At 64.2% G+C, this 13,580-nt stretch carries 8 protein-coding genes; all 8 read right to left on the bottom strand.

The window, feature by feature from the left end; translation table 11 throughout:
• Positions 1-22 precede the first annotated feature (22 nt).
• Positions 23-8,482, bottom strand: a complete 8,460-nt coding sequence (locus tag N4264_RS15375; RefSeq protein WP_261693117.1) for a glycoside hydrolase family 94 protein — start codon at positions 8,480-8,482, stop codon at positions 23-25.
• A gap of 232 nt (positions 8,483-8,714) precedes the next feature.
• On the bottom strand, positions 8,715-9,026 hold the full coding sequence (locus N4264_RS15370) for a hypothetical protein (RefSeq protein WP_261693116.1): 312 nt from the start codon (positions 9,024-9,026) through the stop codon (positions 8,715-8,717).
• 154 nt (positions 9,027-9,180) lie between these two features.
• Positions 9,181-9,621, bottom strand: coding sequence for a ubiquitination-like system serine protease family protein (locus N4264_RS15365; RefSeq protein WP_261693115.1), 441 nt, complete (start codon positions 9,619-9,621; stop codon positions 9,181-9,183).
• Positions 9,618-10,799: a ThiF family adenylyltransferase gene (locus N4264_RS15360; RefSeq protein WP_261693114.1), complete on the bottom strand. Its 1,182-nt coding sequence runs from the start codon at positions 10,797-10,799 to the stop codon at positions 9,618-9,620. Before N4264_RS15360 ends, N4264_RS15365 begins: the two co-directional genes overlap by 4 nt.
• Complete coding sequence (locus N4264_RS15355) at positions 10,774-11,238, bottom strand: multiubiquitin domain-containing protein (protein ID WP_261693113.1); 465 nt, start codon at positions 11,236-11,238, stop codon at positions 10,774-10,776. Before N4264_RS15355 ends, N4264_RS15360 begins: the two co-directional genes overlap by 26 nt.
• Positions 11,239-11,347: 109 nt before the next feature.
• Positions 11,348-12,067, bottom strand: coding sequence for an ImmA/IrrE family metallo-endopeptidase (locus N4264_RS15350; RefSeq protein WP_261693112.1), 720 nt, complete (start codon positions 12,065-12,067; stop codon positions 11,348-11,350).
• A 3-nt stretch (positions 12,068-12,070) separates the two neighbouring features.
• Positions 12,071-12,409, bottom strand: coding sequence for a helix-turn-helix domain-containing protein (locus N4264_RS15345; RefSeq protein WP_261693111.1), 339 nt, complete (start codon positions 12,407-12,409; stop codon positions 12,071-12,073).
• A gap of 58 nt (positions 12,410-12,467) precedes the next feature.
• Positions 12,468-13,481, bottom strand: a complete 1,014-nt coding sequence (locus N4264_RS15340; RefSeq protein WP_261693110.1) for a DNA-binding protein — start codon at positions 13,479-13,481, stop codon at positions 12,468-12,470.
• Between the last annotated feature and the right edge of the window lie 99 nt (positions 13,482-13,580).

The raw sequence follows: 13,580 nt of genomic DNA, 5'->3' as shown, positions 1-13,580 counted from the left end.
TGCGCGGCCGTGACCGGGGCCGCTATGGGGTAGCGTCGACGCGGGTGTCCGCCACGTCGGAGGCCGCACGGCTACGGACCGAGATATCAACGACATGCTCGGCACCATCGTCGACCAGGCGCAGCACGGTGCCGCCTTCGACGAAGCGGGCCTCGGCGTCTGCCGTTACCGCAATGCGGTAAACGCTGCTGCCGTAGCGGTAGGTGCAGCGGAATCCCGGCCAGTGCGCCGGCAGGCGGGGATCGATGCGCAAGGTGTCGGCCTCGCGGCGTATGCCGAGCAGTGATTCCACGCTCAGGCGATACATCCAGCCGGCGGAGCCGGTGTACCAGGTCCAGCCGCCGCGACCGGTATGCGGTGCCACGGCATAGACATCGGCTGCGATCACGTAGGGCTCTGCCTGGTAAGTGTCCACGTCGGTACGCGTGAGCGCGTGGCGCACCGGGTTGATCATGTCGTACAGCTGCCAGGCGGCTTCGGTGCGACCTGCTTGCGCATTCGCCATCGCCGCCCAGATCGCTGCATGCGTGTACTGGCCGCCGTTCTCTCGTACGCCGGGCACATAGCCGCGTATGTATCCCGGGTCGGCGCCCGCGCCGTCGAACGGCGGATCCAGCAGTTGAATCAGCTGCGAACCCGGACGAACCAGATGCGCCTGCAGCGCGTCCAGCGCCTGCGCGACACGCTCGTCGGGTGCGGCGCCGGACAGCACAGCCCAGCTTTGCGCGATGGAATCGATGCGGCATTCGACATTTGCGGCGGCACCCAGCGGCGTGCCGTCGTCGAAATAGGCGCGGCGGTACCAATCGCCGTCCCAGCCGCTGGTTTCCAGACTCGTGCGCAGCTGGGCAGCGCTGTCGCGGCAGCGTGTGGCGAACGCCGCATCGCCACGGGCGAGCGCCAGCGGCGCGAAGTCCAGTAGCACGCGGTGCAGGAAAAAGCCCAGCCACACGCTTTCGCCGCGCCCCTCGGCACCGACATTGTTCATGCCGTCGTTCCAGTCGCCGCTGCCAATCAGTGGCAGTCCGTGGGGTCCCAGGCGCAGTCCGTGCTCGATCGCACGCACGCAGTGGTCGTACAGCGGCAGCGGCGTGTCCCAGCGCAGGGGCAGGTCGTAGTAGGACTCCTCGTCGTGGTTGAGCGCGCGGCCGTCGAGGAAGGTTTCGGTCGCGTCGAGAACGGCAGTATCGCCGCTGCAGATGATGTAGCGGCAGGTTGCCAGCGGCAGCCAGAGATAGTCGTCGGAACAGCGCGTGCGCACACCGCGGCCCGCTGGCGGGTGCCACCAGTGCTGCACATCGCCTTCCTTGAACTGGCGCGAGGCGCACAGCAGCAGCTGCGCGCGCAGCAGTTGCGGCGCGGCGTGCACCAGCGCCATTGCATCCTGCAGCTGGTCGCGGAATCCGAAGGCACCACCCGATTGGTAATAGCCACTGCGTCCCCACAGGCGACAGGCGATGACCTGATAAACCAGCCAGCCGTTTACCAGGGCGTCGAGCGATGAGTCCGGTGTCTGCACTTCCACTGCGCCGAGGAGCTGCCGCCATTGGCTAGTGACGGCGGCGAGCGCCACGCGCGCGACACCGGTCTTGCGCAGGCGCAGCACCAGCGCATTGGCCGCTTCGGCGCTGATTGCCGTGCCAAGACGGAAGATGACTTCACGCGACTGGCCGTCGGCCAGATCCAACGGAATCTGGATCGCACCACAGGGATCCATCAGCGCGCCGACACGACCCGACAGGCGGGTGCGCTCCATCGCCGCGGGACGGGCGAGATTGCCGTTGCGTCCGATGAATTCGAGGCGGTCGCCGGTGAGCGTGCGTGCGGGTTCATCGACGTCAAAGAACGACACCCAGTCGCCGAATTCCGGATGGAAGGGATTGCGCGCGAACAGCGCGCCGCTGTGCGGGTCGAGTTCGGTGACCACGTGCATGGCCGATTTCGCCGGCAGATCGCCAAGCACCCATTCGACATAGCCGGTAACCGATAGCGCGCGGTGCCGGCCCGAAGCGTTGCGCACGCGCAGTACGAAGAACTTCACCGCGGCGTCGGCCGCGACATAGACGCGCAGTTCGGTCAGGATGCCGTCTTCCGCGTGCTCGAACACGCTGTAGCCGAAGCCATGCCGCGTGACGTAGTTGCCCGTGCCGCGCGCGGGCAGCAACGTCGGCGACCAGTAGCGGCCGTTGTCCTCGTCGCGCACGTAGAAGGCTTCGCCGGCGACGTCGCTGAGCGGATCGTTGTGCCAGGGGGTCAAGCGGTATTCGTGCGCATTGCTGCGCCAGGTATAACCGGTACCGGCTTCCGACACGACGCAACCGAAGTCCGGATTGGCGATGACGTTGGCCCAGGGCATTGGCGTGGCCTCGCCGGGCCGGCTGACGATGATGTATTCGCGCGCATCGGCGGAATAGCCACCGTGACCGTTGTAGAGCACGAGCGCGGGTTCGGTCGCAAGCGGGGAGGCGGGCGGCGCAGGTCGCGCGGCCTCGTTCGGCACCAGGCGCGGCACCAGGACTTCGGCGGCCGGCCGGCGGCGCAGGTGGTCGCCCAGCCCACCCTTGCGATCGTCGAACACGATGCGCGCCACAGCCAGCAGCAACAGGCGGTCCTCGTGCGATATCTGTTCGCCGGCACGTACGAAGACGCCGCCCGGCCGGTCCAGCAGGCTCGACTCCACACTCGCAGCGACCATGCCCATCAGCGCGTCGCGCAGGTCCAGCCGGTAGCCGGCACGCTCTTCGTTCCAGATGACGAGATCCGCGACCAATCCCTTCATGCGCAGATAGGCGTGCGCCTGCAAGGCTTCGCGCGCCAGCGCCAGGTTGGCAATGTCGCTGATCTGCACCAGCAGTATCGGCAGATCGCCGGAGATCGCATGCGCCCACAGGCCCGGCTGGCCGCGCCGGTTGCGCAATACCAGCTGCGCGTCGGCACGCAGCGAGGGGTGGCTGTAGAGCAGGCGTCCGGCCAGGCGTGCATAGGTCTGCGCCTGGGCTTCGCTGATATTGAGCTGGCGCAGCGCCATCTGGCTGTGCGTCCAGGCAAGGTCAACGACGCGGTCCGCCAGGCGGCGGTCGCGGTATTTGTCCGCCAGTTGCAGGCAGTGTTCGCGGTTGGTGCCGACGCCGACGACCAGGTCTATCTGCGCTGTTGCCTCGGGCGCCACACGAATGCGATGGCGGATCGCAACGATGGGATCGAGCACCGAGCCGTCGGTACCCGACAGCACGGCGCCGCGCTCCAGTGCCGCCGGGCACGTCGTGTCGCGGCGGCGGCCAATGAAAAGCGCGCGGTCGGTTTCATAGGACACGGCAACACTTTCGCCTTCGCGCACGACCAGCAGGTGCATCAGCCAGGGCGGCGTATCGCGCCGGTCACGCGGCCGGCGCGAGCACAGGATCGCGTTGCGCGCTGCCACGATTTCCGTCTGGACGAACAGCTTGCTGAAGGCCGGATGCAGGCTGTCGGCGACGGCGGGCGCCAGCACGACTTCCGCGTAGCTGGTGAACTCGAGCACGCGTTCGGTGGCGGACAGGTTGGTGATGCGCGTGCGGCGCAGCTCGATGTCGTCCTCGGGCGACACGACGATTTCGGTATGTGTCTCCCAATCGCCGTGGCGGCGGCGGTATTCGACACAAGCCTCGGTAAAGATTGCCGCATAGGTCTCGTCGGGGCGCAGCGTGGGTTGGAACGCGGTGGACCACACCTGCCCGCTGTCCACATCGTGCAGATAGGCGTAGCAGCCCCAGGCGTCGCGCGTAGGGTCTTCGCGCCAGCGCGTGAGTGCGATGTCGTGCCAGCGGCTGTAGCCGCCACCGGCGCTGGTCAGCATGACCTGGTAGCGGCCGTTGGACAGCAGTTGCACGGCCGGCGAATCCGGGTCGGGCCGATCGAAGACGCGCAGCGGTATCGAGGGCGTGTCGGCCTGCTCGCGCACGTCCACGAGGCGCGGGTCGCTGGCCGACTGGCCACTCGTACGCGGCACACGCTCCTGCAGCAACAGCAATGCGGATTGCACCTGCGGATCAGCCTCGAAGCGGCGTTGCATGGGGCGGTCCAGCAGCACATGGGCCAGCGCCAGCAAGGTCATGCCCTGGTGATGTGCCATGTAGGAACGGACCACGGCCTGCGATTGCCCTGGCAGCAGCCGTGTGGCGGTGTAGTCGATCGCCTCGTAGTAGCCGTAGTTGCCAAGCCAGCCAAGGTCGCGAAGGCGCTGCAGGTTGGCCGCCGCCGCGTTGGGTGCGGCGAGCAAGGCGAGGGCGGAAGCGTAAGGTGCGATCACCAGTTCCTGCGCCAGGCCGCGCTGCAGGCCCAGGCCCGGCACGCCGAAAGCGCGGTACTGATAGTTGTTGGCCGCATCAGTCAGGTTGTAGCCGCACTCCGATACGCCCCAGGGCACACCGCGCTCGTGGCCGTAGGCGATCTGGCGTGCAACCGCGGCGCGGGCCGTATGCGCCAGCAGCGAACCCGGATACACCGGCATCACCAGGTTCGGCATCAGGTATTCGAACATGGAGCCGCTCCAGGACAGCAGCACCGGCGTGCCGCCGGCCTGCATCAGCAGGCGGCCGAGCGCAAACCAGCCGCGGATCGGAATGCGGCCCTGGGCGATGGCGACGAAGATTCCCAGCCGTGCCTCAGAGGCGAGCAGGTCGTAGTAGCCGCTGTCGCGCCGGTGATCCGTGGCGTTGAAGCCGATGCAGAACAGGTCGCGCGTGCGGTCGTAGAGGAACTCGTAGTCGAGCACCGCGAACTGCGCGGCGCGCGCGGCAAGCCGGTGCAGCCGCTCCGCCTGATCTGCCGTCGGACCCGCGGCCAGCTCAGTCTCGGCGCCAGCGCACTGCAGGACCAGGCTGCGCGCCCAGCCCGCCGGCACTGTCTCGGCCTCATCGGCAGCCAGCGATTGCGCCTGGAGGTGCAGGTCGCGCAGGGCCGTGTGCACCGCCGTATCGTCGACGGCAACATTCGCCGCAGCGATGCACCGTTCCAGCGCGCCCCGGGCCGGTGGCGTCAGCTGGCCGTGCAGCTCCGTTGCCGTGTCGACAGCGCCTTGCAATAGCTGGCGTGGCGATTGCACCGTGGCGACCAGCGCCAGCAGACCCTGGCGCAGCGTCAGCAGGTGGCCAGCGAAATTGCCACTGTCGACCGTGGAAACGTAGCGCGGCTGCAACGGTGCCAGCGTGCGCGTGTCGTACCAGTTGTACAGATGGCCACGGTAGCGCTCAAGGCGGTCCAGCGAATCGAACGCCGCCTCCAGACGCTCGATCAGGTGCTGGCGGGTGAGATAGCCGAAGTCGTAGGCGGCCAGCGTCGCGAGCAGGCCAAGGCCGATGTTGGTCGGCGAGGTGCGGTGCGCCACCACGCCGCAAGGCTGTTCCTGGAAATTGTCTGGTGCCAGCCAGTGGTCGTCGGGGCCGGCGAAGTGTTCGAAGTAGCGCCAGGTGCGGCGCGCAACCTCGCGCAGCACGGGAACATGGCGCGCATCCAGCCGCGTCTCAGCCAGTCGCGGCGCACGGCTCGCCAGCCACGCGGCGAGGGGCGCGATCAGCCACAGCGCGACGAAGGGCAGGGCTACTGCCACGGCGGCAGGCTGGTGCAGCACGATCGCGGCACCGGTCACGACGGACGTCGCCGGCGCGATCGCCATGCGTTGCAGGAAACTGCCGCAGCTATCATCGCCGCCGCGCTGGATAGCGCTGGAAGACACCCACTCCAGCAGCTTGCGGCGCGAGACGTGGCTGCGCCATAGCGTGCGCAGGATGGCGTCGAGCGAGATGCCGGCCTCGTAGGGCAGGCACAGTAACGTGAACGCGCTCTGCCCGAAGCGGCGTGCACCGTTGTGCGATGCCAGCCGCAGGTGTTGTCTCCAGGACGCGTCGGTGGACTTGCGTGCCGTCGCCAGCAGGGTTTCCAGTGCCACGGGCAACAGGGTCAGGAACATCAGGCACGCAGTCCAGCGCACCGGTGCGGCGAGCCCCGTCCAGGCCAGGATCAGCAGCGCCAACAGCGCCGGCGCAACGAGGCTTCGGCGCAGGTTGTCGAAGATCTTCCAGCGCGCCAAGGCCGGCAGCGGATTGCGTTGACGGGTTCCGTCAGCCAGGGGTACGCGCGACCACAGCCAAGGCGTCAGCTGCCAGTCACCGCGGATCCAGCGCTGCCGGCGTTTCATGTCCGCGGCATAGCTCTGCGGAAAACTCTCGAACACGGCCAGGTCGCTCGCGAGGCCGGAACGTGCATAGCAGCCTTCGAGCAGGTCGTGGCTCAGGATGCGATTGTGCGGCATGCGTCCAGCGAGGGAGCGCTCGAACGCGTCGACGTCGTAGATGCCCTTGCCAGTGAAGGAACCCTCGCCGAAGAGATCCTGATACGCGTCGGAAACGGCGCGCGTGTACGGATCCAGACCAAGGTCGCCACCGAACAGCGCGGCGTAGGCCGAGGCGCCGGCCGGCGGCAAGGTCGTGCCGACGCGCGGCTGCAGAATGCCGTAGCCGGCGACCACGCGACCGCTGTGCGGATCCAATCGCGCTTGGTTGAGCGGATGATGCAGCGTGGCAACCAGCTCCTGCGCGGCACCGTGCGGCAATCGCGTGTCTGCATCGAGGGTGATGACATAGCGCACGACGCGCAGGCGCTCGGCCGGGCCGACGATGCACGAGAAGCGTGCGGCGCCGTGCCCCCGCAGCAATGCATTGAGATCGCCGAGCTTGCCGCGCTTGCGTTCCTCGCCCATCCACGCGGCTTCGCTCGGGTTCCAGCGGCGCGGCCGGTGCAGCAGGTAAAACACCGCGCCGTCGGCATCGGCATAGAGCCGGTTGAGGCGTTCGATGCCGGCGACGGCGGCGGCGAGCACGCTCGCGTCGTCCGGGCAGTGCTCCGATGCGGCGTCGGGAAAGTCGGTCAACAGCGCGAAATACAGATTCGCCTGGCGGTTGGCGAGGTAACGGATTTCCAGGTCGTCGACATCGCCCTGGGCCGACTCAGCGTTGGCCAGCAGCGTCGGCACGACGACCAGCGTCGACGCCTCCGGTGGCAGGCCCAGTGAATAGTCCATGCGCGGCAGCGCCTGCGGCGAAGCCAGGTGGGCGGCCAGCCAGTTGACCAGGGTGACACTGAGCTGGCTCGCGACCAACGCAAGCAGCACAACGACGCCGCAGCGGCCGACGAACGTTTCAGGCAGCGGCAGCCACGTCGCCGCCACGCCGACCAGGATCAACGTGATCAGCACAATCGCACAGACGTAGGTCCGCACCGGCAGGTGACGCGGCGTCGGGCGCAAGCCGCAGTTCCCTTGTAGCGCTGCACGCCCGTCGCCGACGAGGTAGTAGCCGACATGTGCCTGCGGTGTGCCAGGTGCCGCGGCGGCGGCGAGTGCGATCGCAGCACCAGCGACATCGGATTCCGTTCTACCTGCCTTGCGTGCGAGGTGTTCGACCGCGTGCCGATAGTCATCGCGAGTCGAGAAATCCATGCCGACGTAGACCTGGGCCGGATCGGTGGCCAGGATCGCCTCGATGTCGCTCAGGCCCTCGACGAAACTACGCCAGTCGGTCGACAGCAGCAGGCGCAGGCTGCCGATGCTGTTGCTGACGGACATCTGGTCGGCAGCCTGCTGCTGATGTTCGGACTGCACCAACTGTTCGATGGTCACGCCGTCTTCCGCCAGACGCTGGGCGAGCCAGGAGACGGGCAGGGCGAGCGAAGCGCTCTGGCCGAGCAGACGCTGCATCAGTTCCGCCACAAACGATGCACTCGCCGGTGGATCGGAACGGGCCATGTCAGCGACGGCGAGGATCAGGCTCTTGGGATCGTGCGCGACGATATCGGCCATGCGCTCGCCCCAGTCGGCGGCAAGATTGCGGTCGCGTCGGTCCTGCGCGACGCGCGTGGCGACGCGGCGCAGGTTCTCGACCAGGGCAAGCCGCAGCATGATGGGGATGGCCCACAGTTCGCCGAGGGTCAGCGGCACTACGCGCTGGTAGGCGGCGACAAAGCGGTGCAGGCTTTCCGGATCGAAGCGGCCGTCGCCGTGGGAAATCGCGTTGAGCGCGATGTCGTAGATGCGCGGCAGATCCGCTGACACGCCATTGACCAGGCGTGGCAATTGCCGGTTGTATTCCTTGGGGAAATGACGCCTGGCCGTGCGCACATGCTCGTCGACCAGGTAGTAGTTGTCGAGCAGCCACTCGCTGGCCGGCGTCACGCGGCGTCCCTCGCGGATTGCCGCGGTGATCAGCGCGCAGGTATCTACGAGCACGGCCTCGTTGTCGGCCAGGCGTGGCAGCAGCCGGTTCGGTGCGGGGCCATGCTGCACGCGATGGAACGCTGCCAGCACGCTGCCGTGTTCTTCCATCTGGTCGGCGCTGAACAGTTCAGCCCGCAGCGGTGGCTCGCTGTCGCCGTCCGGCAGGAAACCACGTGCCGGCGCGCGTAGCGCCGCGTGTAACCATAAGCCCATTTCAACCAGGGCTTTCCTCATGAATGGCACCATGGTTAGCAAGTCGCCCGGTGTTGGTTGCGTTCCATCGCGTGGCGCATCGTGGATTCCCTGGTCGACGCCCCGCCCAGATCATCAACCGATGCACGCTGGTGTCTGAATCCGGTCACGGCGATGGCAAGTAGCGACGCCATTGCTGCTGTCCGTTGCCGACTGCCCCGCGCCGTAGCGGGGGTACGCGATGCCGAAATGGCATGCCGTGTCGGAAACGGCGTCAGTGCGGGCGTCTGGCCGCGGCCCAGGCGCGAACGAGGGCGTCGTAAAGGTGCTCGTAGCTGCGCTGTGCGTAGCAATAGAGACGACCGGAATGGGTGATACCGAAACGCGCCAGTAGGCCGCGCTCGTCCGGGGTGGGACCTGCAGGCGGCAATCGTTCGCTGCCGCGGTACTGGCTGACTGCGGCGGTATCGCGAGCGACTACCGCGGCGCCATCTCCGATCGGCGCCAGATAGCCGCCTTCCGAAAGATAGGCATTGTCGGCAGCGTCGTAGACGCGCTGCTCGGTCAGTGGCATAGGCATATGCATGACAAGAGCCTGCGCGCGCGTGCAGTCCCTGTCGGTGCGGTAGCGCACATGAGGGACGGCCGACATTTGCCCCAAAACGCTCACTTGGCGCATAAGCGATTGAACAATTACGTGAATTTCCATGCGAAAGCCGCGTACGCTCGCGGGCCGCCGGCTATTTCGCGCTTCGCTTGAGAAACCGCCGAACAAACGTCAGCAATGGCGTCCTCTTGACGTTGCCCGCCTCAGGCAGGCTCGGTTCGATTGGAGTTGGCGCGAAGTAGGCCTGTTTGTCCGCGATGTCTCGGGCAAATCCCGAAGCAGCTCGCTGCCGTGACCACGTCTCCGCCCATTCCACCCGATTGCGTTCGATCCAATAGTGCGAGCGGCACGCCAGATTCCAGTTTCCAATTGATGGACTCAGCGAAACGGTTTTCCCGTCATAGGTGAGACGCCATCCGGTTGGCGATAGCGGCGTTACGACCTTCTCGCCGCAACCGCAGCAACACAGGTGCGACGCGCTCTTGTAGCGGATAGAAACGTACAACGTACCTGGCTCCAGCTGCTCTGGCACAAAGTCGACGAACTCATGCGTCAGCGAATGGAGTTTGGTCATGAGCGGTCTTCGCTCGATAGTTTGTTGGTTTCGAGGACGTAGGTTGAGTGATGTTCGCGCTTCAAATCGTGGTAGAACCCAAACAACTTCTTCCACTTAATAACCGCAAGCGTCGCATTAAGCGCGTTGAGGTCGGCGACCTGTATGTTGCGCGAGTAAAAATTCTCGCCAACGGCCGGGGCAAATGAGACGCGTCCGTTGTCTCTCACATGGTCGCGTTTTTCTGGCGTACTCGTGGTGACGCGGAGAATGCCGGTCAATGCATCGTCGCTACGCTCGATTCCCATCCCAACGTCAATGAATGGCACGCCGGCTCGTTCGAGTTCGGCCATGATCACTTCTTTCACCTCTCCGCTGTCCAGGCAGAGAAAAACGAAGTTCATGCTCGACAATTCGCTGACATTCTGCTCGTCAATGCGGTATGTGCGCGGACGAATCCCTTTGCGTAGTTTTCCGTACAGCGCGCTGTAGTACTCGACCTTCTTCATCGGCTTGAGATCGTCGATGCCCAACGCGCCGGGGCAGCGGAAGGCGTTGTGCTGACAGAAGTCGTCGTCGTCAAAGAGATAGATTTCCCGTACGTGCGTTTTGGCGACGAGATCGAGAACGTATCCGCCTGTACCGCCGAGACCGACGATAGCGATCCTGTCCAATCGGAGTTTTGATGATAGTGCTTCGATGCCTGCACGGCTCGATGCAGTATCAAAATAGTGGAACGGCGTGTCATCCTCGCCGTCTGTGGGAATAGGTGGAAATATCCGCGCGGTGACGCTTGGATCGATCGCCTGCGCCTGGTGCACCAGCATCTTCGCGTAGGTTGCCATCTTGAGATAGAAATCCGGGTAAGAGCCATTTGGCTTGCTGGAAAACATGTGCTGGATTTCCAAGCCTTCCGCCAGGAGCTGCCGCGTGCTGTCATGGATGATTTTGTCCAGCGGCTTGCCGTCCTTGTCGCAGGGTACTTCACCGACGAAATAGACTGTATGCGTGGCGGGCGTTGTCGTTCGATCTTGTTGAAGATCCAACACGCAAACCAATGCCCCCCGCTGAATTGTTCGCGCGGACGTGACGTACGGGATGTTGGCAACGACCAAATGTGTACCAACGACCCGTACGTCATACCCTTCGTCGCGCAGACGCTTCAGGTCCGGACTACGATCGACCAGTTTCTGTGACACTGAAAATCATCCCGTTCTTGATGCGCACTGATTGCCCAGCAGTCATGGAACCTTCCGGATTGGGACGCGGGCCCGCTTCGTACTCGACGGTGTAGGTGATAACAATTCCGGGCGGTGGATTCGGGAAGGCCAGGAGCGTGACTTGCTCGAACGAAATCGTCGTTTCGTTCCACAGCTTCTCCTGCGCATTCACCACAATACGAAACTCCTTGTGGCTGTAGAAATGGTCGCCCTGTTTCAGGTCCACCGGATCGTCCGACCGTTCGATCAGCACGTCATCCTGATTGCCGTGCGCTTGCCGGAACAGCTGGCGATTCGCAGCGACGTTGCCGAGCGCATAGAGCGCGTTACCAGTGGTCGGCGTAGGCGACTGGTATTGGTTATGGTCGATGTGAATCCGCACGTCGTGTGGCGGTCGTTCATGCTCTTGGTTCGACATTGCCTGATCCTCGCGTTCAATTCGTTTACCGCAAATCCGCAGATTAGCGGATCTGCCGAGCACGGTACGCCAGTTTCGGCTCGATTGCAAGCAAAAGGGGGCGGAGGTTTTAGATCCTCAGCGCGAAGTCGATACGTGCCAGCAACTTCAGGCGGTGCGCACGCACCTGTGCGGCATCGGAGGACACCTGGAACCGAGCGCACATCGCCTGCACTAGCGCTCGACCATACGTTGAATCAACAACGAGGTCGCCGAAGGACGGCGGCGGAGTCTGGATGGCAACCTCCTTGGCAAGACGGCGAACGTGCGATGCCGGCATCAGCAACGCACCGCACGCATGCCCCGCCTGCCATTCCATCCAATCCACCTGGGGCGCATCGAGGATATTTTCCCGCTTGCAGACTTGTTTGTCGTCGTTGCGTGGAGCACTTGGGAACAACCCGCCACCGGCGCGCTGATCAAACAGCCAAGTATGAAACAGGACATGTCCAAGTTCATGCGTCAGCGTCGTGCGAAGCCGATTTTCCCGTGCGGCGTCGTTGGTGAGGTCCTGGTGGATGCGAACCGTGGGGCGTTGACGGGGCAGAAATTCGGTAACGCCTTCCACGCCATCGCCGTAGGCGGCAGTAAGGTCGGCGTAGGAATCGAAATCCGAAACGTGCTGTTCGATCAGCTTCGTAAGGTCGTCGGTGGAAACTGGAAAGGACACTTTCCCGTAAAGGGACCGAAGAAATCCGCCCATCGTCCGTTCGCACTCGATGTCGAGTTCGTTGCCCTCGTAGAACGGGCGCTGTGCAAATCGGCCGGTGGGATCAGGAATCAGCTTCACGATCTAGCGGGTCTTCCCTGCCTGTTTTCGGAACGCCGTGACCAAGGTGGCGAAGTCTTGTTCCGACTTAATTTGTCGCCGCAGACTTTCCGGCCACCGATCGGCCAGGAAGGCCAAATAGTCGGCGTTTAGCTCCAAAACCTTGGAGAATTGCTGAACAAGTTGTTCCGACGACGGACTGCGACGGTCGTGCTCAATGTCGTTCAGATACTGCGGCGAAATCGATTTCAGCATGCCGGAGTCCTCCACGAGCTTCACTCGCTCAGCCAGCTCTTTCTGGCTGTACCCCTTGGCGCGCCGGGCGGCGGAAATCACGGATCCAAAGGTTTCGGTCGTGGCCATAACGATCTCGACTAGGCGGGTTAGCATATCCGCAGATATGCAGATTACGGTAGTGCGGTTAGTCACAACTTTCGTCGTAAGGCCCGGCGGTTATGCCCGAACCCTTCCGAAACGACGCCACCACTTCCCCAATGGCCAAGGCGCGGCCAGCTTCTCGCGCCGCCAACTGCTCGGCCTCCTGTCGCGCTCGTCGTTCGACCGCCAAAACAGTCTCCCGCGCCGCGAGGTCGGCCTTTAGCACCTCGATTGCTTCTGTTGCGGTTTCCCAGGCCTTCTTTACGGTTTGCAGCTCCACCGAGACCGTCTTCGCGTCCGCCAGGTCACGGTCCCGCTGCCGGAGGTCGGCTCGCAGCTGGCGAAGTTCACGATCATTCTGCGCGGACAATTCGGCCAGCCGGGCATTGTCGCGATTGAGTTTGAGAATTTCGTGGTTTTTGGCCACCCCCGCGTCCGACGCCTGACGCAACGCCAGCTGCAGCTCTTGCACCTGATGTTCATGGCGCCGGTGCTCCTGGTCTCGCTGTTCCTTCGTGGCGGTCCTGAAGTGTTCCAGGGCGTCCCGCGCATTCCGATGCTTGTCTTCAAGGGACGCCACGTGACTATCGCGCTCCGCTAATCGTGCGGACAAGCCGGCGACACGCTCCTCAAGCTGGCGGTTCTGCGTGCTTGATTCGCTCAAGGCCTTTTGCGCAGCCGCGTGGGCTGCTTGTTCCGCCTTAAGGGTGACGTCGGTCCGCTCCAGCTGGGCGGCGAAGGTTTGCCGCTCTCCGAGCGCTTGGTTGACCTGATCTCGCGCTTCCGCCAATGCGGCATCGCAGGCGGCTTGAGCCTGTTTGACGCGCTCGGCCGCCTCGTCCTCCAGCTGCTGAGCGAGTCGCTGAACTGTTTCAGCCAACGAGTCGCTGATGGCTACTTTCGTCCGCGGTGTTGCCTCGGCTTGGATGGCCTGCAGGTGCTTCAATATCGTTGTATTGGATCCGCTTCCGATTACCCCCCGAATGGCCTCCACCGTCGGCTGTTTTCCCTTTGCTAACAGTTGGTTACGAGCATTCTCGACGTCCGTTCGGTACACCCCGCCTCGTGCCATGATCACCTCGCTCGGTGTTTATCGTAAGCCATTACATTGCACTACATTACGTATTTTTCTGTCGGCAAATCACCCGAAAACTCT

This window comes from Tahibacter amnicola (assembly GCF_025398735.1).
GTDB classification, from domain to species: Bacteria; Pseudomonadota; Gammaproteobacteria; order Xanthomonadales; family Rhodanobacteraceae; genus Tahibacter; species Tahibacter amnicola.
Note: the sequence above shows the minus strand (reverse complement) of the source record. Positions and strands in the feature narration are given on the sequence as shown.